We start from the raw sequence: 26,658 nt of genomic DNA, 5'->3' as shown, positions 1-26,658 counted from the left end.
CTTCGTGGAATCCGCCGAGACGGCGCTCGTGATCTCTCTTCCGAAGAGCGGTGCCACTGCGGACATTCCACCCTCACCGCCCCAAATGCGCGGTCACAGACGGTGCCTGTGATGCCGGTGAGGCGGGGGTTTCAGGGCGTACATCCGTTAGTCCCAACGGACTTGACGGAGCCTCGGCGGATGTCGGCCAAGACCTTGGTCTGGGCCTCACCACTACGTACGAGTAGTTAACCGAGAGCACGGATTGAGCGGGGTGAGAGTGGGCAGGGCTCCCCGCGTACACGCACGGCACCCCGCCCCACCACCTCTCCCGCCACCCGAGTGAACGCGGACAGGAGCGGCCATGCCCGCAGCCCAGCCGTCTTCCGAGCGGCTAGAAACAGAGCGAACAGAGCGTGCACGACCAGCCGGTGCTCCGGCTGGGCTGTTGTCACCGAGCCCCGCGAACTGCCCCCAGGTGATCCCATCATGATCGGTCGCATTCCCGTGCTGGACGTCCGCCCCGCCGTCGACTGCGGGGCCAGACCCGCCAAGGCGGTCGTGGACGAGGTCTTCGAGATCTCCGCCACCGTGTTCCGCGAGGGCCACGACGCCGTCGCCGCCCACGTCGTGCTCCGCGACCCCAGCGGGCGGCTGCGGCCCCCCGTGCCGATGCGCGAGCTGGCGCCCGGCACCGACCGGTGGGGCGCGCGCGTCTCCGCGGAGGCCGAAGGGAGGTGGACGTACACCGTCGAGGCGTGGAGCGACCCGGTCGGCACCTGGCAGGCCCACGCCGCCATCAAGATCCCCGCGGGCATCGACCCCGGGCTCACGCTGCTCGAAGGCGCCGAGCTCTACGAGCGGGCCGGCTCCCGGATCCCGAAGAAGGACGGGCGTGAGCACGTCCTGGCCGCCGCCGCGGCGATGCGCGACGAGGACCGCCCGGTCTCGCTGCGGTACGCCGCCGCCCTCGCGCCCCCGGTGCAGGCCGCCCTCACCCGGCGCCCGTACCGGGAGCTGGTCACCGCCTCCAAGGCCCTGCCGCTGGTCGTGGAGCGCAAGCGGGCCCTCTACGGCTCCTGGTACGAGATGTTCCCGCGCTCCGAGGGCGCCGTCGTCGAGCCCGGCGAGGAGCCCGTGAGCGGAACGCTGCGCACCGCCGCGGAGCGGCTGCCGGCCGTCGCCGCGATGGGGTTCGACGTGGTGTACCTGCCACCGATCCACCCGATTGGGAGTACGTACCGCAAGGGCCCGAACAACACTCTTTCAGCCGGGAGTTGGGACCCGGGGGTGCCGTGGGCCATCGGCTCCACCGAGGGCGGCCACGACGCCGTCCACCCCGACCTCGGCACCATCGAGGACTTCGACGCCTTCGTCGCCCGCGCCCGCGAGCTGCGCATGGAGATCGCGCTCGACTTCGCGCTCCAGTGCTCCCCGGACCACCCCTGGGTGGAAAAGCACCCTGAGTGGTTCCGGCACCGGGCCGACGGGACGATCGCGTACGCCGAGAACCCGCCGAAGAAGTACCAGGACATCTACCCGATCCACTTCGACACCGACATGGCCGGGCTCGTCGAGGAGACGGTCCGCATCCTGCGGTACTGGATGGACCACGGCGTCCGCATCTTCCGGGTGGACAATCCGCACACCAAGCCGGTCGTCTTCTGGCAGAAGGTGATCGCGGACATCAACAAGTCCGATCCCGACGTGATCTTCCTGGCGGAGGCCTTCACCCGGCCCGCCATGATGCGCACGCTGGCCGCGATCGGCTTCCAGCAGTCGTACACCTACTTCACCTGGCGCAACACGAAGGCCGAGCTGACCGAGTACCTGACCGAGCTCGCGGACACGCGCTCCGCCTCCGTCATGCGGCCGAATTTCTTCGTGAACACGCCCGACATCCTCCACGAGTACCTCCAGAAGGGCGGTCGCCCGGCCTTCGAGGTGCGCGCCGTACTCGCCGCCACCCTCTCCCCCACCTGGGGCGTCTACGCCGGGTACGAACTCTGCGAGAACACCCCGGTCCGCGAGGGCAGCGAGGAGTACCTGAACTCCGAGAAGTACGAGTTCCGGCCACGCGACTGGGCGGCCGCGGACCGCGAGGGCCGCACGATCGCCCCGCTGATCACCTCCCTGAACCGGGTGCGCCGCCGCAACCCGGCGCTCCAGCAGCTGCGCGACATCCACTTCCACACGACCGACAACGAACAGGTGATCGCCTATTCGAAGCATGCGGGGGCCAATTCCGTACTGGTGGTCGTCAACCTCGATCCGCACCACACCCAGGAGGCGACGGTGTCGTTGGACATGCCGGTACTCGGCCTCGACTGGCACGGGTCCCTCGCGGTGCGCGACGAGCTCACCGGCGAGACCTACCACTGGGGCAGGGCCAACTACGTACGCCTGGAGCCGGGTCGAACGCCCGCCCACGTGCTCGTGGCCCTGCGACCGTCCCCGCCCACCGGAGGGTCACCCACCACATGATGATCAACGATCCCGTCCACGACACGTTCGAGGACACCCCTGCGAAGGACCGCGATCCCGACTGGTTCAAGCGGGCGGTCTTCTACGAGGTGCTCGTACGGTCCTTCCACGACAGCAACGGTGACGGCGTAGGGGACCTGAAGGGGCTCACCGCCAAGCTCGACTACCTGCAGTGGCTGGGCGTCGACTGCCTCTGGCTGCCGCCGTTCTTCGCCTCGCCGCTCCGTGACGGGGGCTACGACGTCGCCGACTACACGTCCGTGCTGACCGAGTTCGGCGACCTCGCCGACTTCGTGGAGTTCGTGGACGCCGCGCACCACCGCGGCATGCGGGTGATCATCGACTTCGTCATGAACCACACGAGCGACCAGCACGAGTGGTTCCAGCAGTCCCGCAAGGACCCCGAGGGTCCGTACGGCGACTACTACATGTGGGCCGACAACGACAAGCAGTACCAGGACGCCCGCATCATCTTCATCGACACCGAGACCTCGAACTGGACGTACGACCCGGTCCGCAAGCAGTACTACTGGCACCGGTTCTTCTCGCACCAGCCGGACCTCAACTACGAGAACCCGGCCGTGGTGGAGGAGATCGTCTCGGCGCTGCGCTTCTGGCTCGACCTCGGCATCGACGGCTTCCGGCTCGACGCCGTACCCTACCTGTACGCCGAGGAGGGCACCAACTGCGAGAACCTGCCGCGCACCCACCAGCTCCTCAAGCGGGTCCGCGCCGAGATCGACGCGCACTACCCGGACACCGTGCTGCTCGCCGAGGCCAACCAGTGGCCCGAGGACGTCGTCGACTACTTCGGCGACTTCGCGCGCGGCGGGGACGAATGCCACATGGCGTTCCACTTCCCGGTCATGCCGCGCATCTTCATGGCCGTACGAAGAGAGTCGCGCTATCCCGTCTCCGAAATCCTGGCCAAGACCCCGGCGATCCCGGACCGCTGCCAGTGGGGCATCTTCCTGCGCAACCACGACGAGCTCACCCTCGAAATGGTCACCGACGAAGAGCGCGACTACATGTACGCCGAGTACGCCAAGGACCCGCGGATGCGGGCCAACATCGGCATCCGGCGCCGGCTCGCCCCGCTCCTCGACAACGACCGCAACCAGATGGAGCTGTTCACCGCCCTGCTGCTGTCGCTGCCCGGCTCGCCGGTGCTCTACTACGGCGACGAGATCGGCATGGGCGACAACATCTGGCTCGGCGACCGCGACGGCGTCCGCACCCCGATGCAGTGGACCCCGGACCGCAACGCCGGTTTCTCCTCCTGCGATCCGGGCAGGCTGAACCTGCCGGTCATCATGGACCCGGTCTACGGGTACCAGGTCACCAATGTCGAGGCCGCGATGGCATCGCCCTCCTCACTGCTGCACTGGACCCGCAGGCTCATCGAGGTCCGCAAGGCGAACCCGGCCTTCGGCCTCGGCTCGTACACCGAACTGCCCTCGTCCAACCCGGCGGTACTGGCCTTCCTGCGCGAGTACGGGGACGACCTGGTGCTGTGCGTGCACAACTTCTCCCGCTTCGCGCAGCCCACCGAGCTGGACCTGCGGTCGTTCAACGGGCGGACCCCGGTGGAGCTCACGGGTGACGTGCGCTTCCCGCCGATCGGCGAGTGGCCGTACCTGCTCACGCTCGCGGGGCACGGCTTCTACTGGTTCCGCCTGCTGGGCGAGTAGCCGCCGAGTACGGGGTGGGCGCGCGAATGGGTCAATCGCCCGCCCCTGTACGGATCATCCTGACCCGACACTCGTACACCACCGGAGAAGCAACTGACGCGATCCGGGACACTCTCCGCATTCTGTGACGGCCCGGGGAAAGGACGCGACGCCATGTCGGAGGCTGCATCCGCCGGGACGACGAGCACGACCGGACTCAGTCCGCTGGAGCCGATGCTCCGGGACTGGCTGCCGCTCCAACGCTGGTTCGCCGGCAAGGGGCGGCGCATCGGCCGGCTCCGGATGATCTCGGCGGCGGACCTGCTGCCGCCGGGCTCCTCCCCCCGGCTCGTCCACCTGCTCCTGGATGTCGACGGCGACTGCTACCAGCTGCTGCTCGGCGTCCGACCCGCACTGCCGCCGACCCTGGCGCCCGCGCTGATCGGGCGGGCCGAACAGGGCCCGTACGCAGGCCAGTGCGTGTACGAGGGGCTGGGTGATCCGCGGCTGGCCGCGCTGCTGCTGGAGCGGTTGCGCGCGCCCGGCACCCTCGGCCCGCTGCGCTTCGACCGCGACCCGATGGCGCTGATCCCGGCGGCGCTCGCCCCCCGGCCGCTGTCCGGCGAGCAGACCAACTCCTCGCTGATCTACGGGGATTCCTACATTCTCAAGGTGTTCCGCCGGGTCGGGCCCGGGGTCAATCCCGACCTGGAGCTGCCCAGAGCGCTGGCCGCCGCCGGGTGCGCGCGCGTCCCCGCGCCGGTCGCCTGGTACGAGGCCGCGCTGCCCGGTGGAGAACCGTTGACCCTGGGCGTGCTCCAGCCCTATCTGCGCGGCTCCGACGACGGCTGGCAGCTCGCGCTGGGCCGGCTGCGCGCCGGAGCCGACTTCACCGCCGAGGCGCACGCGCTGGGCCGGGCCACCGCCGAGGTGCACAGCGCGCTCGCCGACGCCCTGCCCACCCTCGCGCTGGGCCCGGAGCAGACCGCCCGGCTCGCCTCCGGGATGACGGCCCGGCTGGCGGCCACCGCCCGTGAGGTGCCCGCGCTGCGGCCGTACGAGGCGGGGCTGCGCGGGGCGTTCGACGCGCTGGCCGTGTCCCGCGGGGCCGGGGTGCCCGCCCAGCGGATCCACGGGGACCTGCACCTGGGCCAGACCCTGCGCACCGCCGACGGCAGCTGGGCGCTGATCGACTTCGAGGGCGAGCCGGCCCGGCCGCTGGCCGACCGCCGCCGCCCCGAACCCGCCGTCCGCGACATCGCCGGGATACTGCGCTCGTTCGACTACGCGGCCCGCTCCCACCGTCCGTTCGCCCCCGCCTGGGCGGACGCCTGCCGGGCCGCCTTCTGCGAGGGCTACGCCCGCACCACGGGCCGCGACCCGCGCGAGGACCTCGTCCTGCTGCGCGCGTACGAGACCGACAAGGCGGTGTACGAGGCGCGCTACGAGTCCCGGCACCGCCCGGACTGGCTGCACGTGCCGATGGCCGCCATCCGGCGGCTGGCCGCCGGATCGGACCGGGGGTTCGGCCGGGCGCAGCCGGGCGCCGGCCCCGCCCCCGGCGAAGGCTTCCCCTCCCTCTCGCCCCACCCCCGCCCGCAGCCGCCTAGGAGGCCGCACACGTGAGCCCCTCCCGTCAGTCACCCGCCACCACCCCGCCGTCCCCGCCCCCGGCTCCGGCCGCGGCGGCTCCGCGCAGAGCCCAGGCACCGCGCGCCCGGCGGGCTCCCGCGCACGGGGTACGGCCGGCACCCGCGCTCGGCGCCGAGGAACGGGCCCGGCTGCTGGAGGGCCGCCACCACGACCCCCACGGAGTGCTGGGCGCCCGGACCCGGCGGGACGGGGTGGTCGTGCGCGTGCTGCGCCCGTACGCCAAGGCGGTCACGATCATCGCCAAGGGACTGCGGGCCGAGCTCCACGACGACGGCGACGGGCTGTTCTCGGGGCTGCTGCCGCTGACCGGCGTGCCGGACTACCGGCTGCTGGTCGCGTACGCCGACGCCGAGATCGAGGTGCACGACCCCTACCGGTTCCTGCCCGCGCTCGGCGAGCTGGACCTGCACCTGATCGGCGAGGGCCGGCACGAGGAGCTGTGGACGGCGCTCGGCGCCCGGCCGATGGAGCACCAGGGCGTGGCCGGCACCCGGTTCACGGTGTGGGCGCCGAACGCCCAGGGGGTCCGGGTCACCGGGGACTTCTCGTACTGGGACTCGGTCGCGTACCCGATGCGCTCGCTGGGCGCGAGCGGCGTGTGGGAGCTGTTCCTGCCGGGGGTGGGCGAGGGCACGCTCTACAAGTACGACATCACGCGGCCCGACGGCAGCCACACCCTGCGCGCCGACCCGATGGCCCGCTCCGCGGAGGTCCCGCCGGCCACCGCCTCGGTGGTCACCGCGTCCCACTACGAGTGGCAGGACGCGGAGTGGATGGCGCGCCGCGGGGCCCTCCCGCCGCACCAGGCCCCGTTCTCGGTGTACGAGCTGCACCTGGCGTCCTGGCGGCCGGGGCTCTCGTACCGGCAGCTGGCCGAGCAGCTCCCGCCGTACGTCAAGGAGCTGGGCTTCACGCACGTGGAGCTGATGCCGGTCGCCGAGCATCCCTTCGGGGGCTCGTGGGGCTACCAGGTCACCGGGTACTACGCGCCGACCTCGCGGATGGGCGGTCCGGACGACTTCCGGTTCCTGGTGGACGCGCTGCACCGGGCCGGGATCGGTGTGATCGTCGACTGGGTTCCGGCGCACTTCCCGCGCGACGAGTGGGCGCTCGCGGAGTTCGACGGACGGCCGCTGTACGAGCACCACGACCCGCGGCGGGCCGCGCACCCCGACTGGGGGACGCTGGAGTTCGACTACGGCCGCAAGGAGGTCCGCAACTTCCTCGTCGCGAACGCCGTGTACTGGTGCCAGGAGTTCCACGTGGACGGGCTGCGGGTGGACGCCGTCGCCTCGATGCTCTACCTGGACTACTCGCGCGGCGAGGGCGAGTGGGCGCCGAACGAGCACGGCGGGCGGGAGAACTGGGACGCGGTGGCGCTGCTCCAGGAGATGAACGCGACGGTGTACCGGCGCTGTCCGGGCGTGGTGACGATCGCGGAGGAGTCCACGGCCTGGGAGGGCGTGACCCGGCCCACGGACGCCGGCGGGCTCGGCTTCGGGCTGAAGTGGAACATGGGCTGGATGCACGACACCCTGCGGTACGCGACGAAGGACCCGGTGCACCGCAAGTACCACCACCACGACATGACGTTCGGGATGATCTACGCGTACAGCGAGAACTACGTGCTGCCGATCTCGCACGACGAGGTGGTGCACGGCAAGGGCTCGCTGGTGTCGAAGATCCCCGGGGACTGGTGGCAGCAGCGGGCCATACACCGCGCGTACCTGGGCTTCATGTGGGCCCACCCCGGCAAGCAGCTGCTGTTCATGGGCCAGGAGTTCGCGCAGGGCTCGGAGTGGTCGGAGGCGCACGGGCCGGACTGGTGGCTGCTGGACTCCTCGTACACGGCGGCCGACGACCACCGGGGCGTGCGCGACCTCGTGCGCGATCTGAACCGCACGTACACGGCGACGCCCGCGCTGTGGGAGCGGGACACGGTGCCGGAGGGCTTCGCGTGGGTGGAGGCGGACGCGGCGGAGGACAACGTGTTCGCGTTCCTGCGGTACGCGCAGGACGGCTCGCAGCTGCTGTGCGTCTCGAACTTCTCGCCGGTGGTGCGGCACGGCTACCGGATCGGCGTCCCGGCGGAGGTGCCGTGGTGGCGGGAGGTCCTGAACACGGACCTGGAGCAGTACGGCGGCAGCGGCGTGCGCCATCTGCAGCCGCTGCGGCCCGAGCCCGTGCCCGCGCAGGGCCGCCCGGCGAGCCTGCGCATGACGCTCCCGCCCCTGGCGACGGTCTGGCTCAGGCCGTGACGGCGGTGACGTCCTCGAGCTCCTGAAGGAGCTTGCGCTTGGCGCGGGCCCCGACCATCTGCTTCACGGGCTCGCCGTCGCGGAAGACGAGCAGGGTCGGCATGGACAGCACCCCGTACCGGACGACGGTGGCGGGGTTGCTGTCTGCGTCGATCTGCACGACCTTGAGGCGGTCGGCCTCCTCGGCGGCGACGGCGGACAGCACGGGCGCGAGCTGCCGGCACGGCCCGCACCAGTCGGCGGTGAACTCCACGAGGACGGGCCGCCCCCGCTCGGCGAGCACCTCCGCCTCGAAGTCCTGGTCGGTCACCTCGGCGACACCCTGGGCGTGGATCATCTCGTTCACCCTCTCTTATGGTCCGGTCATTTCACAGCGCGGAGACGCCGCCTCCCCGGCGGCGTCCTCGGCGGCGGCGAGCTGCCGCGCGACCTGCTCCCGTACGTCGGCCAGCTGGCCGATCAGCCCGTCGAGCTCGGCGAGCTTGCGCCGGTACACGGCCAGGGACGCGGGACAGGAGTCCCCGGCGGGGTGGCCGGCGCGCAGGCAGTCGACGAACGGACGGGTCTCCTCCAGCTCGAAGCCGAAGTCCTGCAGCATGCGGATCTGGCGCAGCAGCCGCAGGTCGTCCTCGTCGTACGTGCGGTAGCCGTTGCCGGCGCGGCGCGCGGGCAGCAGTCCGCGCGACTCGTAGTACCGCAGGGTCCGCGTGCTGGTCCCGGCCCGCTCCGCCAGTTCGCCGATTCGCATGTCCCGACCGTAAGGCTTGACGCCGACGTCAAGGCAAGCAGCGGAACGGGGGGAGGGGCGGGGCCCTCGCCACCCCCGTACGCGAGGGCCCCGACATGGATCACGCACGGGGCGGAAGTCCGGTTCAGGAGGGGGTGCGGAAGATCCGTGAACATCGTGCGCAGGGGTTTCGCACCGTCGGCCGGGACCGTACGCTGGGAAATGGATCTAGTGCTGGTCCGATTACCGGACAGTCGCCGGGAAGCTCGCCCCCCGCGTGGAACTCCCTAGGACGTTCCTACGAGTTCTGGGCTTGTTTGAACGGTCTGTAGTCGCCACCCCTTGGGCACTCCTACGGTGTGCCCTGTGCACTCCAGCCCTCCCTTCAATGCCCCCGCCGCGCGTCGCCTCCGCGCAGCCCTGGGCATGGCTCCCGGTCATGTCGCCTATGGCCTGCGCGCCCAGTACGGACTGATCGTCGAGCCCGAGACCGTGATGGCGTGGGAGCGCGGTGAGATATCGCCGAGTTCCGCCGAGCTCACGGCGCTGGCCGGTGTCCTGTGGTGCGCCCCCGGTGAACTGCTCGCCGAGCCCGTGACCCTTCGGGAGCACCGGATGGCCCGCGGCATGGCCGCGGACGAGCTGGCCCGGCGGATCGGGCTGGAGACCGCCGCGTACCAGAAGATGGAGGACACCGGGCGCTGGAAGGGCAACGAGCGGCAGTCCGTGGCCCTGGCGCAGGTGCTCGGGCTGTCGCTGGCCCAGTTCGTGGCGGCGACGGGCAAGCAGGACGAGCTCGCCGAGCTGCTGCGCAACGCGGTGACCACCCGCTGGCAGGCGTACGTGAAGCCGCTGGCCAAGCTGCTGCCGGTGCCGAAGCAGCACCTGGAGCCGGTCCTGGAACGGCTGCACGGGGACTACCAGTCGAAGATGGTGGCCACGCTGAGCTGGGGCGGCGCATCGGGCGACGCCGGCACGGGCGACGCGGGCCGCCAGTTCCTGGCCGACATAGTGGCCCACTTCTGGTCCTACGCCTCCGGCCCCCGCCAGTGACCTGAACCGGGCCGCGCCTACTTCAGCGGCGCGAACACCACGGTCGCGGCGCTGCCCGCGCGGCCGAGGTCCTGCCTGAGCCGGTCGGCGGCCATCTGGTCTCCGACCAGGACGGTCGGCGGGGTCGGGCACGACGCGATCGCACCCTTCAGCCGGCCCAGCGACGCCTGGTACTCCTTCTCGTCGACGGCGGCCGGGCCGCCGATCTTGACGTGGTAGACCTCGTAGAGCCCGACCATCGTGCCCGCCCGGTGGGAGAGGAGCTGCGCGAGGAACGTCGCCCGCAGGTTCAGGTAGCTGTCGTCCCCGTAGAGGGCTATCACGGGTGAGTCGACACCCTTCAGATCGCGCCCGGTCAGCGTCTTGGCCGCCGGGCCGATGTCGTTCTCGTGCTCGCCCCGGGCCCACTTGACCATCTGGCTGTCGTACCAGGCCGAGGGGTGACCCCACCCGGACGGCACGCCCCATTGGACGTGGCCGAAGAGTGCGAGGGCGGCGGCCGTCGCCACACCGGACCGCAGCAGCAGGCCGGCCCTCCGGCGGAGCGGAGATCCCGTCGTGCGCGCGGTGGGCTGGAGCATCAGCCCGACCATGCCCAGCGAGACCAGGGCGATCACGAGCCCGGCGGCGGTCAGCTTCTCGAAGTAGTACGAGTAGTAGCCGATGGTGTGTTTCTGCCAGGCGCCGAAGAGGCCGATCACCGCGGTGGCACCGAGGACGAGGGCCAGGACCATCTGCCCCGTGCCCGTCCTGCGGTTCAGCGGCAGGGACGCGGCCGCCAGGGCGAGCAGTCCGCAGCCGATGAACACCGGGCGGTCGGGGATGACCATCGGTCCGGCGAGGTTGGACGTCTTCGAGACGTCCAGCTCGGCGAGGACCGAGATGGCACTGGGCAGTCCCGCGACCAGGGTGCCGACCGCCAGCGCACCGATGACCAGGCGGCGGTGCGGGGCGAAGCGCCGCCGGTGGACGACCAGGACGGCGACCAGGGTGATGCCGACGAGGACGCCGTAGAGGTTGTAGACGAAGGTCACGGAGACCAGGGCCGCCACTGCGACGAGGACGAATTCGGCGCGGCCCATCGCCGGCCGCACGAGCAGTGCCAGCGCGACAGCGAGGAAGAGCAGTCCGAAGGTCTCGGAGTCGAAGCCCCATGCGACCAGTTGCGCCATCGAGCCGGACATCATCACCGCCGCCACGGTCGCGCAGACCGCCGCCGTGCGCCAGCCGCGCAGGCGCGGGCCGCCGATCCAGCGGGCGGCCCAGACGAGCACCCCGCAGAGCAGGGCGTAGCCCGCCAGGACGTAAAGGAGGTAGCGGTGCGTCATGTCGAGGCCGGAGCCGCCGTCGGTCGAGGACGTGACCAGGACGTCGGCCCAGGCCAGCAGGAAGTGGTAGCCCTGGGGGTAGACGGCCTCGGACGGGGTCATCATGTACGCCTTGGCGGCCTCCTGGTGGAGGAACGCGTAGCCGCCGAGGTGGTGGATGCCGTCGAAGTACGAGAAGTGGCCCATCCGGTCCTCGGACGTGGCGAAGTACGCCAGCCGGTCAGCAGTCGACTTGCCGGCCAGCGGGTGGTGGAAGTACCGCCAGACCACGGCCACCGTGCCGAGTACGAGAGCGTCCGAGCCGCGCAGGCGCAGCGGGATCCGGGGCCTGCGGCCGGCGAGCCAGCCGGTGACGGACAGGACGCTCAGCAGGAGGCCCGTTCCGGGGACGGGTGCCAGGCCCCACGGCCAGACGGAGAAGAGCAGGCCGAAGGCCATCACCGCCCCGCAGAGCAGGAAGACCGCGACCACCAGGCGGTCGAGGAGCCCCCCGCCGACGCGGATCAGGGAGGCGGTCGCGAGCACCAGGACGGGGAGGAGCACCACGTCGAGGGAGAGCGTGTGGAGCAGGAGCGGCAGCGCCCAGGACAGCGCCACGGCCGCGCCGAGGACGGGCCACCGCCTCCCGCTGCCGGCGCCGTCCTCGGCCGGGCGCTGCGCCCGGATGTCGACGGGCTCGGTTGTCGGAACGGCAGAGCGGGTGGCCACGGGAGACGGGCGCCTTCCATCGAGCGGTGGGAACGGATGACGGGGCCGGACACAACGGCCCGGTCCGTCCGCACGGCTCAGCCCCCCACCCCCGGCCCCCGGGGCGAAAATCATATCCGCCGGGTACGAGCGCGGCAGAAAGCCCCGGAGAGCTGATCTCCGGGGCGCAATACGGCAGGCGGACTGGAGGCCGTTCGGCTCTGCGGTTCAGGGCGCAGGTCCCGAGGGGGCGGGGAGCAGGTCCCGAGGGGGCGGGGCGCAGGTCCCGGCGATTCGGGGCGCAGGTCCCGTCGGGCGGGACGACGTCCGGCCCCGTCAGGCGGGTCAGAAGACCGATTCGGCCTCGTACATGCGGTCGTCCGGGACCGTCTTCAGTTCGGTGACCGCGTGGGCCAGGGGTGCCATCACGATGTCGGTGCCGCGCAGGGCGGTCATGTTGCCGAAGTCGCCGCGGTGGACGGCCTCCACCGCGTGCCAGCCGAACCGGGTGGCGAGGACGCGGTCGTAGGCGGTGGGGACGCCGCCGCGCTGGACGTGGCCGAGGATGACCGGGCGGGCCTCCTTGCCGAGGCGGTGCTCCAGCTCGACGGCCAGGCGGTTGCCGATGCCGGCGAAGCGCTCGTGGCCGTACTGGTCGATGGCGCCCTTCTCGTACGGCATGGAGCCTTCGGCCGGGTGCGCGCCCTCGGCGACGCAGATGACGGCGAACTTCTTCCCGCGGGAGAATCGTTCCTCCACCATCTTCACCAGGGCGTCCACCTCGAAGGGGCGCTCCGGCAGGCAGATCCCGTGGGCGCCGCCGGCCATGCCGGACTCCAGGGCGATCCAGCCCGCGTGCCGGCCCATGACCTCGACGACCATCACGCGCTGGTGCGATTCGGCGGTGGTCTTGAGGCGGTCGATGGCCTCGGTGGCGACCATGACGGCGGTGTCGAAGCCGAAGGTGCGGTCGGTGGAGGAGATGTCGTTGTCGATGGTCTTCGGCACGCCGACGACCGGCATCCCGGCGTCCGACAGCATCCGGGCGGCGGTCAGAGTGCCCTCGCCGCCGATCGGGATGAGGGCGTCGATGCCGTAGCGCTTCGCCAATTCCCGGGCGTTCTCCGCGGCTTCGTGCAGCCGCGCGCGCTCCATGCGGGCCGAACCGAGGATCGTGCCGCCGCGGGCCAGAATGCCGCTGACGGCGTTGATGTCGAGGGGGCGGTGGTGGCCGTCCAGGAGGCCCTTGAAGCCGTCCTCGAAGCCGATGACCTCGTCGCCGTGGCCGACCACGGCGCGGTGTACGACCGAACGGATGACAGCGTTCAGCCCCGGGCAGTCGCCGCCTGCGGTGAGAACTCCGATGCGCATCGTGCTGTGTCTCCTGCTCCTGGTCGTACCGGGCCGTACGCGTGCGGGCGGACAGCCGTACATCTGAAGGGCGTCGTGTTCGTCATGGTGAAGCGTGTCCGATTGTTCCACGGGCGGGGGGTGCGGCGCGTTCTGCGCTGCTCCGCCGACCAGGCCTTTCGACCCCTGTGGACAGGCCTTTCCCGGCGGGCGCCCTATCTCCCCGCCGAGGTATTGTCAAGAGGTCAGGCCCACTCTAACGGGGAAAAAACCACCACATCCACTACATCCACGACATCCATACGATGGGACGGAGACCACGCGTGACGCGCAGCGTGTACGTGACCGGTATCGAGCGGGGGGACGGCCGCCAAGTCGTCGAGCTGGGGATCATGGAGCTGCTGACCCGCCAGACGGCACGGGTCGGCGTCTACCGGCCGTTGCTCCACGACGCACCCGACCGGCTCTTCGAGCTCCTGAAGTCCCGCTACCGGATCGACCAGGACGCCCGGGCGGCCTACGGCATGGAGTACCACGAGGCCTCCGCCATCCTGGCCGAGAAGGGCACGGACGAGCTCGTGTCCCGGCTGGTGGACGGCTACCACCGGGTGGCCCGCGACTACGAGGTCATGCTCGTCCTCGGCACCGACTACGCCGACACGAACCTCCCCGACGAGCTGGCGCTCAACGCCCGCCTGGCCAACGAACTGGGGGCCGTCGTCGTGCCCGTCGTCGGCGGCACGAAGCACCCCGCCGAGTCCGTGCGCGCCGAGGCCCAGAGCGCCTTCCGCGCGTACGAGAGCCTCGGCTGCCACGTCGTCGCGATGATGGTCAACCGGGTGGCCGCCGAGGACCGGGACGGCATAGCCGAGCAGCTGGCCGCCCGCCTGCCCGTGCCCTGCTACGTGCTGCCGGACGACAAGTCGCTCTCCGCCCCGACCGTCGCCCAGATCACCCGGGCGCTCGGCGCCGAGGTGCTCCTCGGTGACGACGCCGGGCTGGCCCGCGACGCCGTGGACTTCGTCTTCGGCGGGGCCATGCTGCCGAACTTCCTGAACGCCCTGACGCCCGGCTGCCTGGTCGTCACCCCCGGCGACCGCGCCGACCTGGTCATCGGGGCACTGGCCGCGCACGCCTCGGGCACCCCGCCGATCGCCGGCGTACTGCTGACCCTGAACGAGCGCCCGGGCCCGGACATCCTGACCCTGGCCTCCAAGCTCGCCCCGGGCACCCCGGTGGTCTCGGTGGCCGGCAACAGCTTCCCGACGGCCGCCGAACTGTTCTCGCTGCAGAGCCGGTTGAACTCCGCGACCCCGCGCAAGCTGGAGACCGCGCTCGGCCTGTTCGAGCGGCACGTGGACACCGCCGAGCTGCGCGGGCTGCTGTCGGTGGCGCGCTCCGAGCGCGTCACGCCGATGATGTTCGAGCACGAGCTGCTGGAGCGGGCCCGCGCCGAGCGCCGCCGCGTGGTGCTCCCCGAGGGCACCGAGGAGCGCGTGCTGCGCGCCGCGGACGTGGTGCTGCGCCGCGGGGTCTGCGACCTGACGCTGCTGGGCGAGGAGCAGGCGATCCTGAAGAAGGCCGCCGACCTGGGCATCGACATCTCCGCCGCGCAGCTCATCGATCCGGCGACCTCCCCGCTGCGGGAACGATTCGCCGAGTACTACGCGCAAGCCCGTGCCCACAAGGGCATGACCGTGGAGCTGGCCCTCGACGTGGTGGCCGACGTGAACTACTTCGGCACCCTGATGGTCCAGGAGGGCCTCGCCGACGGCATGGTCTCGGGCTCGGTGCATTCCACCGCCGCGACCATCCGGCCCGCCTTCGAGATCATCAAGACCAAGCCCGACGCCTCGATCGTCTCCTCGGTCTTCTTCATGTGCCTCGCCGACCAGGTCCTCGTCTACGGGGACTGCGCGGTCAACCCGGACCCGGGCGCCGAGCAGCTCGCCGACATCGCCGTCCAGTCGGCGGCGACCGCCGCCGCCTTCGGGGTCGAGCCGCGGATCGCGATGCTCTCGTACTCGACCGGCACCTCGGGCAGCGGCGCGGACGTGGACAAGGTCCGCAAGGCCACCGAGATCGTCCGCGAGCAGCACCCCGACCTGCTGATCGAGGGCCCGATCCAGTACGACGCCGCCGTCGAGCCCTCGGTCGCCGCGACCAAGCTGCCCGGGTCGGAGGTGGCCGGCCGCGCGAGCGTGCTGATCTTCCCGGACCTCAACACGGGCAACAACACGTACAAGGCCGTGCAGCGCTCGGCGGGCGCCGTCGCGGTCGGCCCGGTGCTCCAGGGTCTGCGCAAGCCGGTCAACGACCTCTCGCGCGGCGCCCTGGTGCAGGACATCGTCACCACCGTGGCGATCACCGCGATCCAGGCGCAGGGCGCGCGGCCCGCGCCGGCACCCACCGGCTGACCCGCCCGGCCCCTCCCCGGCTCCCCTCCCTCCCGAGACAAGGAAAGACGCCCATCGTGACCACCGCATCGCGCGTACTCGTCCTCAACTCCGGCTCCTCGTCGGTGAAGTACCAGCTGCTCGACATGGCGGACTCCGCCCGCCTGGCCGTGGGCCTTGTGGAACGGATCGGGGAGGAGGAATCGCGCCTGGTGCACGAGCCGCTCACCGGTCCGGGCGCGGGCGGCGGCAAGCGCGAGCGGCTCGGTGCGATCGCGGACCACGAGGCCGCGCTCCAGGCCGTCGCGGCGGAGCTCGCCGCGGACGGGCTGGGCCTGGACTCCCCCGAACTGGCGGCCGTCGGGCACCGGGTGGTGCACGGCGGGACCCGGTTCACCCAGCCGACGGTGATCGACGACGAGGTGCTGGCGGAGATCCGGAGCCTGATCCCGCTCGCCCCGCTGCACAACCCGGCGAACGTGACCGGCATCGAGGTGGCGCGCTCGCTGCGCGCGGACATCCCGCAGGTGGCGGTCTTCGACACGGCCTTCCACTCGACGATGCCGGAGCACGTGGCCCGGTACGCGATCGACGCCGCGACGGCGGAGAAGTACGCCGTCCGGCGGTACGGGTTCCACGGCACCTCGCACGCGTACGTCTCGCGGGCGACGGCCGCCCTGCTCGGCCGGCCGGTGGAGGACGTGAACGTGATCGTGCTGCACCTGGGCAACGGGGCCTCGGCCTCGGCGGTCCGCGGCGGGGTGTGCGTGGAGACGTCGATGGGCCTGACCCCGCTGGAGGGCCTGGTCATGGGAACCCGTTCGGGCGACCTGGATCCGGCGGTCGTCTTCCACCTGGCGAGGGTGGGCGGCTTCTCGGTGGATGAGATCGATTCGCTCCTGAACAAGAAGAGCGGTCTGCTGGGCCTGTGCGGCGACAACGACATGCGCGAAGTGCTGCGGCGGGCGGGCGAGGGCGACGAGTCGGCGCGGCTCGCCTTCGCGGCGTACGTCCACCGCCTCAAGAAGTACATCGGCGCCTACTCGGCGGTGCTCGGCCGGGTGGACGCGGTGGCGTTCACGGCGGGGGTCGGCGAGAACGCGCACCAGGTCCGGGAAGCTGCCGTCGACGGCCTCGCGGAGCTGGGGCTCGCGCTGGACCCGGAGGCCAATGCCGCGCGCTCTTCCGAGCCGCGGCTGGTGTCGCCGGACTCCGCGCGGGTGGCGGTGGCCGTGGTCCCGACGGATGAGGAACTGGAGATCGCCACCCAGGCGTACGCGCTGGTTACTCAGTAGTCACTTGGACTTTCCACCAGACGGAATATTCCGCTACGAAACAAACGGATAGGATCCGCTCCATGCGCCGTTCCAAAATCGTCTGCACGCTGGGCCCCGCCGTCGACTCGTATGAGCAGCTGAAAGCGCTCATCGAGGCAGGTATGAACGTGGCCCGATTCAACTTCAGCCACGGATCCCAGGCAGAACACCAGGAGCGGTACGACCGCGTCCGGAAGGTCTCCGAGGACACCGGGCGCGCGGTCGGCGTCCTCGCCGACCTCCAAGGCCCCAAGATCCGTCTGGAGACCTTCGCCGAGGGTCCCGTCGAGCTGGTGCGCGGTGACGAGTTCACCATCACCACCGAGGACGTCCCGGGCGACAAGTCCATCTGCGGCACCACCTACAAGGGCCTGCCGGGCGACGTCGCCAAGGGCGACCAGATCCTGATCAACGACGGCAACGTCGAGCTGCGGGTGACCGAGGTCGAGGGCCCGCGGGTCAAGACCATCGTCATCGAGGGCGGGGTCATCTCGGACCACAAGGGCATCAACCTGCCGGGTGCCGCCGTGAACGTCCCCGCGCTGTCGGAGAAGGACGTCGACGACCTCCGCTTCGCCCTGCGGATGGGCTGCGACATGGTCGCCCTGTCCTTCGTCCGCGACGCCAACGACGTCAAGGACGTCCACAAGGTCATGGACGAGGAGGGCCGCCGGGTCCCCGTCATCGCCAAGGTCGAGAAGCCGCAGGCCGTCGAGAACATGGCCGCCGTGGTGGACGCCTTCGACGCGGTCATGGTGGCCCGTGGCGACCTGGCCGTCGAGTACCCGCTCGAAAAGGTCCCGATGGTCCAGAAGCGGCTCATCGAGATGTGCCGCCGCAACGCCAAGCCGGTGATCGTCGCGACCCAGATGATGGAGTCGATGATCACCAACTCCCGCCCGACCCGCGCGGAGGCGTCCGACGTCGCCAACGCGATCCTCGACGGCGCGGACGCGGTCATGCTGTCGGCCGAGTCCTCGGTCGGCGCCTACCCGATCGAGACCGTCAAGACGATGTCGAAGATCGTCACGGCGGCCGAGGAGGAGCTCCTCTCCAAGGGCCTGCAGCCGCTGGTCCCGGGCAAGAAGCCCCGTACGCAGGGCGGCTCCGTCGCCCGCGCGGCCTGCGAGATCGCGGACTTCCTCGACGGCAAGGCGCTCATCGCCTTCACGCAGTCCGGCGACACCGCCCGCCGCCTGTCGCGCTACCGCGTGAGCCAGCCGATCCTGGCCTTCACCACCGACGTCAACACCCGCAACCAGCTCACGCTGAGCTGGGGCGTGGAGTCCTACATCGTCCCGCACGTGAACACCACCGACGCGATGGTCGACCTGGTGGACGGCGAACTGCTGAAGCTGGGCCGCCACAACGCCGGCGACACGATGGTCATCACCGCCGGCTCGCCCCCCGGCGTCCCGGGCACGACCAACATGGTCCGCGTCCACCACCTGGGCGGCCAGCCCCAGGCCTGACGCCGGCCGCACCTCTGCCGCACAGAGACCGAGGGCGGCACCCCGGATCCTTGTCAGGACCGGGGTGCCGCCCTCGGTGCGTCGCGCGTGCTCAGCCGAGATCGGGCCCGACGTTGAAGTTCCCGTCGTCGACGAGCTCCTCCTCCATCCCCAGTCGCTCTGCAAGGGCGTGGTAGGCCGCGACGAGCGCCGGGTCGACCCGCAGGAAATAGGCCTTGAGCACGCGCAGCAGGAGCCTGAAGCCGAGATCCGGATCGACCTCGGCCACGACCCGCCGGAGCGCCGGAACCACACCGGGCACCGCGGCATAGGGGCGGCCGGCTGTGGCCACCTCCAACGCCGGAGCAACCGACGCGATCTCACCCAGTACCGCTTCCGTCAGCCCGCGGGCGGGCGGTGGATCCGGCGGGATGGGAGCGTCACCGACGTTCCAGGTGATGCGGTATTCGGCGATCTCCTCGATCCAAGTGATCCACTGACGTCCCTCGATCCCACGGGCCTCAAGGTCGAAGTCCCGGGACGTTCCCCCGTGCCAGAGCGTGGCCAGCTCCGGGCCTGACAGGTCCGAAGCCAGCAGCCGCTTGGCGTCCTCCAGCAGCTGATGGGCGAACGCGCCGTCCTCGCGATCCGCGAAGGCGCCCACGCTGGCCAGAGCGATCGACATCCGGTTCGTGCGCACGAAGTGGAACGTTCTCATCAGGCCGCTGAGCCCGATGTCCGATCCGAGTCGCCGGTGTTCCTGATACACCTTCATGTCCTCTATTTCGGGAAGGCGGTGTAGACGACGTATCCGTCCTGGTGTCTTCCATCGACCTTCCTCTTCACCTGTTTGATCTGAATGGATACTTCGTTTCCGACCGGTGTCGAATAGATGGTGGGGTTACCGTTGGCATCATCCGGCCCCCTCCGCCACGCTCTGCCCAGGGATCCCTTCGCCTCCAGCTTCCAGGAGATCTCGTACAGGTCGAAGCGCGGATCGAAGGTGGTCTTCCCCTGCTGCTTCTTCAGCCATCCGCGCAGCTTGTCCTGGTTACCGGGAACCGCGCTCCACTCATCGAAAGCCTGCTGCACGGAAGAAACCGCCGTCGCCTGATCATTCCACTCGGTGGCAACGGGACTCTTCTCCAGCTTTTCCAAGATTTTCGCCCGGCTTAGACCGACATGCTCAGTCATGGTGTGTGCACCTGAAACGCCCTCGTCGCCGACGATGTCCAGGCAGTTGTGGACGAGGAGATCGACAGGTGCCGACCCCTGGGCCTGCACGAAGAAGGTGTGCAGGCCGTCGACGGTGAGGTCGAACACCTCCACGGGAGTAGTTTTCACACTATCGCCCAGAGCGGTGATCGCCTGCTCACGGCCCTCCGAATTCAGCAGGTGGTCATTCACCACCAGGTCCGAGGCATAGGTCCAGCCACGGCCTACGACGAACAGCCGGTGGCCCGCCGTACTGCTCAGACGGCTGCCGTCCGTCAAAGTGATGTCGATCAGCCGGCTGGTGTTGTGCTTGAACGCGGCGGTCACCTGTTGCGCCCTGGCCATACCTGACTCGATGTCTCCCGCCAGTACCACGTCGCCGACCCGTACCGCGCCGATCGGCTTGTGCGAACCATCCGCCATGAGTACTGGGACCGACGCGGGAAAGCTGTTGCGCACGCACGAGCCGAACAACCGCTGGGACAGATCGACCTCCCGCTCGAGAGCGGCCGTCGTGGCCGGGTCCATCTCGGCCTTCTTCGCGAGCGCCCTGGCGTCTTCCAGCCCCACGCCGGTCCTCATGACGGTGCGGTAGGCCTGCATGGCCTCCATCAGGAGTTCCATACGCTTGGTGGCGGCGCCCATCGCCAGGTCGATCCCGGCCGACATGCACGCCTCAAGGTCGCCCTTGGCACATTTGAAGAAGTCGTCCGTGAGCATGTGCCAGAGGGTCTGCAGGAACGCCTTGTCGAAGATCAGGGCGATCTCCAGGCGACTGAAGTAGACGTCCTTGTAATAAGTCTGCACACCCATGTTCTGGGCACGGAGCCAGGTCACGTAATCGGCTGGGCAGTTCGCCTCCGTCACGTTCTCCGGAGCTGCCGGGTCCGTGCACAGGTAGAAGTCGATGGTCAGGTTGTAGGTCAGTTTGAACTTCACCGTGCAGCCGTCGAACCCGACGTCCAGGACACACTTGTTCTGGTCGACCGGGTCTCCGATCGGCTCGATCGTGGAGCGTGTGAACACTCCCTTGAAGCCGGTTACGCCTCCCGAGGCGATGGCATTGCGGCTCTTCTCGTTCTCCGTGCGGGTCGCCGCATCCTGGGCCTCCTTCGCCGCCTGCTGGGCCCGCGTCGCCGCCGCTTCCGCCGTGGTGGCGTCGTTCTCGGCCTTCGTCGCCGCCGTGTTCGCCGTCGTCGCGTCCGCCTCCGCCGCCGTGGCCGCCTTGCGGGCCGAGGCGGCGTCGCGCTCCGCCTCCGTGGCGGCGGCGTCAGCAGCGGACGCGTAAGTACCTGCCGTGGTGGCCGCGGTCTGGGCCGCTGCGGCGTCCTGCGTGGCTTGTCGGTGGTACTCGACCGTCCTGGTCTCGGCTGTCTTCGCAGCCTTTGCCGCCGCTGCCGCCTCATTGGCCGACGCCTGCGCGACTTGCGCCGACTTCGCCGCATTGGCCGCCCAGTCGGCTGCCTGGAGCGCGGCCTCTGCCGCGGCCTTCGCGTCGGCGTCCGCCTGCTCAGCGAGCTTCTTCGCTTCGGTCGCCGCCCTGGCTGCCTGGTCCGCCTTGGCTTGGGCCAGGGCCGCTTGCTGCTCTGCCGCCGTCTTGGCCGCCTGTCCGGTCAGTACCGCCAGGCCAGCCGAGGAGTCGGTCTCCATGTACGGGGATCCCAGCTCGACGGCATCATTGGCCGGCTTGACCACCTGCAGGGCCGACTCACTCGCGGCCACGGCCGCCCTCGCGGTGGCGAAGGCGAACCCCGCTGTGCGGACGGACTCCGCTCCGGCAGCCACAGCTTCGCTGCGGGCCACGGTGGCATCCGTCTTGGCCTTATCTGCGTTCTGCCGGGCCGTCTCCGCCTGCGACTTGGCCGTAATCGCGTTCCACTTGGCCGCGTCCGACGCGTCGATGGCATCAGCTGCCGCCGAATGAGCCTTCTGCACGGCGGCTTCTGTGACCGCGACGTCCCGCTTGGCCGCGTCCGCCGCCGCCTGGGCGCGCGCCGCCGCTCCCTTGGCACGGGTGGCAGCGGCTCTCGCGTTGGTCGCTGCCTCGGTCGCGGTGTTCGCCTCGGCCCGTGCGGCAGTGGCCGCAGTGCCAGCGTCGTCGGCGGCCTTGCGCGCGGCAGTGGCCGCCGTACGGGAATCCCCGGCCGCGTCCGTGCCCTCGTCGGCCGCGGCCTTGGACTCCTTGGCGTATGCCTTGGCCTCCAGAGCGTCGCGCTGCTGTTCCGCGTCCATCGCGTTGTTCCGGGCTGTCACGGCCTTCTTCTCGGCATCGACAGCGGCCTTCATCTGGTTCTCCGCGGTGGTTCCGGCGCTCTGCGCCGCGGTCAGCCTGTTACCTGCCTCAGTCCGCTGGGTCTGGGCCCTGGCTTCCGCCGCCGAGGCCTTCGCCCGCTCGGAGTCTGCGAGTTCCTTCTGCGTCTTGGCGTAGTTCCGCTCGGACTCGGCCTTCTCCCGCTTCGCCTTCGCGTCGGCAGCAGCGGCCTTGGCCTCCTTCTCCACGTTCTCGGCCTTGACCTGAGCCGTCTTCGCCTTCGTGGCATTCTCGGCGGCCTTCGCCGCCTGGAGGGCTGCGCCCTCCGCCGCAGACTTCGCCTGCGCGGCGGCCTCCTCTGCGGCCTTGCGGCGGAATTCCGCCTTCGAGGCATGCGCCTGCGTCATGGCCAGCGAGTTCAGGGTCTTGCTGTCGGCTGCCGAGGCACGCGTGGCGTTCAAGGCCGTCTCGGTTGCCTTGGCAGCAGCCTGGGCTGCTGCGGCCGACGCCTTGGTGATCTGGGCAGCCTGCTGGCCGTAGAGCAGACCCCGACCGCGGGGCAGTCCCGCCTGGTCGGCGATGGCGTACGCCGCGTCCTGCGCGGCGGTCACCTTGGTGGCCTGCGCCTGGGCGTCCTGAGCCGCGCGCGAAGCCACGTACAGCCGACCGGTCGCGCGGGCCTGCGCCTGCTCGATCCCGGTGCGGGCCTTGGTGAATTCGCTTGCCGGTGGGCGTCCACTTCCCGCCGGAACCTTCAGGAAGTGCGCTTCCCAGTCGGTCAGACGACTAGCGATCATGGACTGGCCGAGTGCCTCTGCCATGGCCTGCGCGGCGGTCTGCAGGTCCTTGGCCGCAGCCTGCTCGGCACCGAGGATAACGTCGCGCTGCGCGTTCTGACCCGCGATCTCGGCCTGCCATTCCTGGGAGGCGATGGCCGTTTCGGCCGTGAGAACCTTGTGCGGGTCGAGCGGATTGCGCGTGGCGCAAGAGGCGAAGCGCGTCTTCAGCTGCTCCACGTCGATGCGGAACTCCATGGAGTCCATGTCCGGGGCGCTGGCCGGGAAGCCTCCGTTCTGGAGGAAGATACGCGCGTCGTCCGCGTACATGGGCGTCGACCCCGCCATGTACAGCTCCCAGGCCTTGCGGTCCTCGTAGGTGGCCGAGGTCTCCGGGTAGTAGCGCGCTTTGGCGATCTTGGTGGCGGCGTCGACCGATTCCTTGCCCGCCAGGGGGTGTGGATCGGCGTAGAAGTCCCTCTCGCTCACCCAGAAACGGTCCGCGATCCAGTCCGTGTAACCTGTCGCCTTGAAAATGGTCGGGTCGTTCGGCGGCCACTGGAACCCGGTGTTCGTGTAGCCCGGCGGGATGTCGTACATGTTCAGGTTGGCCTGCCAGGCCTTGTTGCGCTCGTCCATCTCCGCGAACTTGGCGCTTGCCGCGGCGTGGTCCTTCCTGTATGCCAGTGCCAGCGGCGTGTCGTCCCAGTAGTTTCGCGCCGCGGCGGCGAGGAGCTCGGACTCGGTCCCCCTCAGTCCTGTGCGGGCCAGCGCCTTCATCTCCGTGCCGCCCTTGCGCAGCACGTTGCCGAGCAGGCACTGGGCCTCGCGGACCTTCTGGGCGGCGTCCAGATCGCAGGGCGCCGGCTCCGCGGCGGCAGCCGAGCGCAAGCCGCCCGGTGGCTGCACACCGCTGCCGGTGAAGGTAACGGCCGCGGCGGTCGCCAGGGCCGTGGTGGTAAGGAAGCGCGTCCAGGAGCCGAAACGCCGGCGACTGGGCGGCTGTGCGTTCTTGCGCATACCCGTATCAGCCGTTCTGCTCAGAAGAGGACGTCGAAGGCGGCCCAGCCGCTGGTACCGATCTGCACGCGCGGGGCGAACGGCGCGGCGGCGTTGCCGGTGCCCTTGAACAGCCATAGCGCGCCTGCGGCGTCCGCCGCGATCAGGTCGGTCCTGCCATCCCCATCCGTATCGCCTGCGGAGGCGAGCGTCTTGTAGGACTGCCAGCCTGCTCCCGCCGGATAGCGCGTTCCGACGACTGCGTCCACCGTGGCCGAGCCGGTGCCGGCGTAGATGTTGAGTGTGCCGTCGCTGAACCGGGCAAGTAGGTCGGCCTTGCCGTCACCCGTGTAGTCGCCCCGGCCCACGAGGGTCATTCCGCCCCACCCGACTCCGACCCGGATCCGGGCCTCGAGGGTGCCGTCGGGCTTGCCCTGGTAGAGCCAGAGGTTGCCGGAGGCGTCACGGCTGACGAGGTCCGGTTCCACAGAGCCGCCCATGTTCCCTACTGAAACTATGGTGTCGTAGATGTCCCAGCCCCCGCCGATGGCCTTGGTGTCACTTCCGTGCTCGGCGGTGTAGTAGAGCGTGCCGCTGGCACGGTGGTAGAGATCGTGCGCCCGGCCGCCCTCTGAGACGTTGGCCTAGACGAGAGCGGTGGCCTCGCCGAACCCGCCCCCGAGCTCGTAGGCGGCCTTCAAGCCCCCCGTGCCGTTCGCCTCGTAGGCGCGAAGTTTGCCGGTGCTCGCATTGGGTGCGAGGAGCGGGAACGTCTTGAGGGGCGGGCCCACTGGCTGGGCCCCTTGGGAGCCGGCGTTGACGGCCCGGCCCGGCCAGAGCGGCGGCGCCACACCGGACGCGCCCGCCGCTACGGTGCCAGCGCCACACCGAGCACGCAGATCACCGTCCAGCGCAGCGAGCGGTGCATGGATTGCAGCAGCATCGAGTGTTCGGTCCTCACGGAAGTCACGAGCGCAGGCATGCCACAGGCACACCGAGGACTCGGGCTTCCCCCTGGACACCCAACGCACTGCTGCTACGGCAGCAGTGAGATCACTTTAATGAAACCCTTAACTCCGGTAAAGGAAATAGAGATTGCTTCATTCAAGTGGAAACCCCGCTTCTCATTTCTGAGAAACGGGGTCTGGATGTGCGATTGTCTTGATTCAGACTTCTACTCCGGCGGGCCGACGTAGTTGTGGAGGCCCGGGACCGTGAGGGTGCCGCCGAACTGGCCGGCCTGGACGACCTTGACGTTCGAGAAGAACGCGAACGGGACGTTCACGGGCGGCGGGCTGTTCGGGGTGAACTCGATCGGGATCAGGCCGAACAGGTTCCCCTTGAGGCTCTCGGTGTACATCGTCACCGTGCCGCCGCGGATCTTCGAGGTGGAGCCCGGACGGGACTTCAGGTGGGCGACGTTCCCGGTCTTGCCGACCGTCTGGTAGAGGTCCTTGATGTCCAGCGAGTCCGCCGTGAACTTCAGGACCTTCTTCGTCTTGCCGCCCGCCGTCTTCACCTCGACTATGCCGTGGTAATCCAGGCCGTAGAGGGTCAGCAGAGAGCTGTCGAGGTACCAGGGCTCGTCCGGCAGGAGCGGGATCCCCGGCTCCAGTTCGGCGTCGGCCAGCGCCTTGGCGTCGTAGGTCGGACAGGGGAAGGGCTGCTTCCCGTCCGCGTCCTTCGTCGCCTCGGTCTTGGACGCGTCCTCGTCGGCCGCCTTGCCCGTCTCGTCCTTCGGCGTCTTCGCGGTGTCCTTGACGTCCTCGGACAGCTCCTTGACGTCGACACCGGCCTTCTTCGCGGCGTCGCGGATCGCGTCCGCGGCCGGGTCCGGCGCCGGGGCGGGCTTCGCCGTCGGAGGCGTCGTCGTGGCGGGCTTGGTCGGCGTGGGCGTCGGGGTCGGGGTGGCCGACGGGGGCGCGCCCAGGATCGGGGTGGTGATGCCGTCGACGATGCCCTTGACCTTGTCGCCGATGCCCAGGGGGTCCAGCGGGTTCGGCGTCTTGGACGCGGACGGCGCGGCGGCCGGGGCCGAGGGGGCCGTCTGCTTCGACTGGGTGGTGGTCTCCGCCGACTTGGTGGCGGACGGCTGCGGCGCCTTCGGGGTCTTCGCGGCCTTCGAGGCGCCCGGCGAGGGGCTCGCGGAGGGCGACGCACTCGGCGAGGGCGACGTGGACGGGCTCGGAGAGGCCGACTCCGCGGGTTCGTCGGACCGCGTCACACACGGTCCGGGCGCGAAGGGGATCTCCTCGTCGGCGAGCGCCAGCTTCGGCGCCATGCCCATCCCGACGAAGACGGCGGTCGGCATGGCCGCCAGCGCCATCGTCTTGCCGACGGGTATCTGGATCTTGTTCAGCAGCGACTTCCGGGGCGCGGCGTGCCGCGGACCCCTTCGTTCACGGGACTCTGCGCTCGGGGTCACGTCCCGCTGCGTCTCGTCACCCCGCACTGTTCCTCCCGCCATCGGCGTGGGCAGTCGTCTCGGTCGCGTAAGCCGTTTCCGTGTCGCGGGGGCCGGGCACTCCCAGGGGACCGCCCCCGTACGTCTCCGCCTTGGCCGCCGCCGCGTCGTCCGCGTCCTGCGCGTCCTGCGGCTTGCCCGGCGCCCATGACAGCGCGAGGGCTCCGCCGACCAGGGCGAACAGGAAGCCGAGGAAGAAGCCGCCCAGGTTGGACACCGGCAGGGAGACCAGGGCGAGCAGGATCGACGCCACTCCGGCGAAGACCCGGATGCTCTGCTGGAACCAGAGGGCCACGCCGAGGGTGATCAGCAGGACGCCGATGATCAGCGATCCGGAGCCCGCGGTCGTCGCCATCGCGATGGTGACGTTGCCCAGCCGGAGGTCCGCGTACGGGAAGTACGCGATGGGAATGCCGCCGATGAGAGTGAAGAGGCCCGCCCAGAAGGGCCGGACCCCCCTCCAGGCGCGGAAGCGGTAGTACACCGCGGTGAGCCAAGCGTCGTCTGCGGCGCGAACCGGGGCCTGGGGGTTCATGGACAACAGCTCCCTGGAAACGGTGGTACGGAGAACTGGGGGGAGCCCGGTGGGACGGGCGGCGGC

Annotated in this window: 18 protein-coding genes; 8 read left to right on the top strand and 10 right to left on the bottom strand. The window is 70.3% G+C overall.

Annotation, left to right across the window (positions count from 1 at the left end; translation table 11 throughout):
• Positions 1-468 precede the first annotated feature (468 nt).
• The 4 genes from ACIBAD_RS12280 to glgB all read left to right on the top strand — a co-directional run bounded on the left by ACIBAD_RS12280 (position 469) and on the right by glgB (position 8,044).
• Positions 469-2,463, top strand: coding sequence for an alpha-1,4-glucan--maltose-1-phosphate maltosyltransferase (locus ACIBAD_RS12280; RefSeq protein WP_134071055.1), 1,995 nt, complete (start codon positions 469-471; stop codon positions 2,461-2,463).
• Positions 2,460-4,154 carry a maltose alpha-D-glucosyltransferase gene (gene treS / locus ACIBAD_RS12275; protein ID WP_398906214.1) on the top strand — a complete coding sequence of 565 codons (1,695 nt, stop codon included), beginning with the start codon at positions 2,460-2,462 and terminating at the stop codon, positions 4,152-4,154. Before ACIBAD_RS12280 ends, treS begins: the two co-directional genes overlap by 4 nt.
• Before the next feature lie 153 nt (positions 4,155-4,307).
• On the top strand, positions 4,308-5,759 hold the full coding sequence (locus tag ACIBAD_RS12270; protein WP_398906212.1) for a maltokinase: 1,452 nt from the start codon (positions 4,308-4,310) through the stop codon (positions 5,757-5,759).
• The gene (gene glgB, locus ACIBAD_RS12265) at positions 5,756-8,044 is read left to right on the top strand and encodes a 1,4-alpha-glucan branching enzyme (RefSeq protein ID WP_398906210.1); all 2,289 of its coding nucleotides are present in this window, start codon (positions 5,756-5,758) and stop codon (positions 8,042-8,044) included. The genes ACIBAD_RS12270 and glgB overlap by 4 nt, the downstream gene beginning before the upstream one ends.
• Here the strand turns inward: glgB and trxA are convergent.
• Positions 8,034-8,381, bottom strand: coding sequence for a thioredoxin (gene trxA, locus ACIBAD_RS12260; RefSeq protein ID WP_134074387.1), 348 nt, complete (start codon positions 8,379-8,381; stop codon positions 8,034-8,036). The two genes, glgB and trxA, sit on opposite strands and share 11 nt — an antisense overlap.
• Before the next feature lie 15 nt (positions 8,382-8,396).
• Positions 8,397-8,792 carry a MerR family transcriptional regulator gene (locus tag ACIBAD_RS12255; protein WP_053689464.1) on the bottom strand — a complete coding sequence of 132 codons (396 nt, stop codon included), beginning with the start codon at positions 8,790-8,792 and terminating at the stop codon, positions 8,397-8,399.
• Positions 8,793-9,128: 336 nt separating this feature from the next.
• On the opposite strand from ACIBAD_RS12255, the gene ACIBAD_RS12250 reads away from it, so the two are divergent.
• Positions 9,129-9,824, top strand: a complete 696-nt coding sequence (locus tag ACIBAD_RS12250; RefSeq protein WP_134071059.1) for a helix-turn-helix transcriptional regulator — start codon at positions 9,129-9,131, stop codon at positions 9,822-9,824.
• A 17-nt stretch (positions 9,825-9,841) separates the two neighbouring features.
• Here the strand turns inward: ACIBAD_RS12250 and ACIBAD_RS12245 are convergent, their stop codons facing one another.
• Positions 9,842-11,860, bottom strand: a complete 2,019-nt coding sequence (locus ACIBAD_RS12245) for a hypothetical protein (protein WP_398906207.1) — start codon at positions 11,858-11,860, stop codon at positions 9,842-9,844.
• A gap of 324 nt (positions 11,861-12,184) precedes the next feature.
• On the bottom strand, positions 12,185-13,210 hold the full coding sequence (locus ACIBAD_RS12240; RefSeq protein WP_134071063.1) for an ATP-dependent 6-phosphofructokinase: 1,026 nt from the start codon (positions 13,208-13,210) through the stop codon (positions 12,185-12,187).
• A gap of 302 nt (positions 13,211-13,512) precedes the next feature.
• Here ACIBAD_RS12240 and pta point away from each other — a divergent pair, with 302 nt between their 5' ends.
• The 3 genes from pta (at position 13,513) to pyk (ending at position 18,373) form a co-directional block, all read left to right on the top strand.
• Positions 13,513-15,606, top strand: coding sequence for a phosphate acetyltransferase (gene pta, locus ACIBAD_RS12235; protein ID WP_398906205.1), 2,094 nt, complete (start codon positions 13,513-13,515; stop codon positions 15,604-15,606).
• Between the two features lie 56 nt (positions 15,607-15,662).
• Entirely contained in the window at positions 15,663-16,880 is a 1,218-nt protein-coding gene (locus tag ACIBAD_RS12230; protein WP_134071067.1) for an acetate kinase, read from the top strand.
• A 62-nt stretch (positions 16,881-16,942) separates the two neighbouring features.
• Positions 16,943-18,373, top strand: a complete 1,431-nt coding sequence (gene pyk / locus ACIBAD_RS12225) for a pyruvate kinase (RefSeq protein WP_134071069.1) — start codon at positions 16,943-16,945, stop codon at positions 18,371-18,373.
• Positions 18,374-18,464: 91 nt separating this feature from the next.
• Here pyk and ACIBAD_RS12220 read toward each other — a convergent pair whose 3' ends face one another.
• The 6 genes from ACIBAD_RS12220 to ACIBAD_RS12195 all read right to left on the bottom strand — a co-directional run bounded on the left by ACIBAD_RS12220 (position 18,465) and on the right by ACIBAD_RS12195 (position 26,592).
• A complete protein-coding gene (locus ACIBAD_RS12220) occupies positions 18,465-19,127 on the bottom strand; it encodes a hypothetical protein (protein WP_398906201.1) in 663 nt (220 codons plus the stop codon).
• Between the two features lie 5 nt (positions 19,128-19,132).
• Positions 19,133-23,614, bottom strand: coding sequence for a polymorphic toxin-type HINT domain-containing protein (locus ACIBAD_RS12215; RefSeq protein ID WP_398906199.1), 4,482 nt, complete (start codon positions 23,612-23,614; stop codon positions 19,133-19,135).
• 20 nt (positions 23,615-23,634) lie between these two features.
• Positions 23,635-24,093, bottom strand: coding sequence for an FG-GAP repeat domain-containing protein (locus ACIBAD_RS12210; protein WP_398906198.1), 459 nt, complete (start codon positions 24,091-24,093; stop codon positions 23,635-23,637).
• A gap of 144 nt (positions 24,094-24,237) precedes the next feature.
• Positions 24,238-24,384 (bottom strand): hypothetical protein, encoded by a 147-nt coding sequence (locus ACIBAD_RS12205; protein WP_398906196.1) that lies wholly within the window; start codon positions 24,382-24,384, stop codon positions 24,238-24,240.
• Between the two features lie 383 nt (positions 24,385-24,767).
• On the bottom strand, positions 24,768-26,045 hold the full coding sequence (locus ACIBAD_RS12200) for a hypothetical protein (RefSeq protein ID WP_398906194.1): 1,278 nt from the start codon (positions 26,043-26,045) through the stop codon (positions 24,768-24,770).
• On the bottom strand, positions 26,035-26,592 hold the full coding sequence (locus ACIBAD_RS12195) for a DUF6114 domain-containing protein (RefSeq protein ID WP_398906191.1): 558 nt from the start codon (positions 26,590-26,592) through the stop codon (positions 26,035-26,037). The genes ACIBAD_RS12200 and ACIBAD_RS12195 overlap by 11 nt, the downstream gene beginning before the upstream one ends.
• Between the last annotated feature and the right edge of the window lie 66 nt (positions 26,593-26,658).

The sequence above is a fragment of the Streptomyces sp. NPDC051109 genome, from assembly GCF_044455885.1.
GTDB lineage: Bacteria > Actinomycetota > Actinomycetes > Streptomycetales > Streptomycetaceae > Streptomyces.
This window is presented reverse-complemented; position numbering and strand designations above follow the sequence as displayed.

Coding starts and splice junctions, on each gene's coding strand:
- ACIBAD_RS12280 (WP_134071055.1), top strand. CDS start 469: ATGATCGGTCGCATTCCCGTGCTGGACGTCCGCCCCGCCGTCGACTGC.
- treS (WP_398906214.1), top strand. CDS start 2,460: ATGATGATCAACGATCCCGTCCACGACACGTTCGAGGACACCCCTGCG.
- ACIBAD_RS12270 (WP_398906212.1), top strand. CDS start 4,308: ATGTCGGAGGCTGCATCCGCCGGGACGACGAGCACGACCGGACTCAGT.
- trxA (WP_134074387.1), bottom strand. CDS start 8,381: ATGATCCACGCCCAGGGTGTCGCCGAGGTGACCGACCAGGACTTCGAG.
- ACIBAD_RS12255 (WP_053689464.1), bottom strand. CDS start 8,792: ATGCGAATCGGCGAACTGGCGGAGCGGGCCGGGACCAGCACGCGGACC.
- ACIBAD_RS12240 (WP_134071063.1), bottom strand. CDS start 13,210: ATGCGCATCGGAGTTCTCACCGCAGGCGGCGACTGCCCGGGGCTGAAC.
- pyk (WP_134071069.1), top strand. CDS start 16,943: ATGCGCCGTTCCAAAATCGTCTGCACGCTGGGCCCCGCCGTCGACTCG.
- ACIBAD_RS12220 (WP_398906201.1), bottom strand. CDS start 19,127: ATGAAGGTGTATCAGGAACACCGGCGACTCGGATCGGACATCGGGCTC.
- ACIBAD_RS12215 (WP_398906199.1), bottom strand. CDS start 23,614: ATGCGCAAGAACGCACAGCCGCCCAGTCGCCGGCGTTTCGGCTCCTGG.
- ACIBAD_RS12210 (WP_398906198.1), bottom strand. CDS start 24,093: ATGGGCGGCTCTGTGGAACCGGACCTCGTCAGCCGTGACGCCTCCGGC.
- ACIBAD_RS12195 (WP_398906191.1), bottom strand. CDS start 26,592: ATGAACCCCCAGGCCCCGGTTCGCGCCGCAGACGACGCTTGGCTCACC.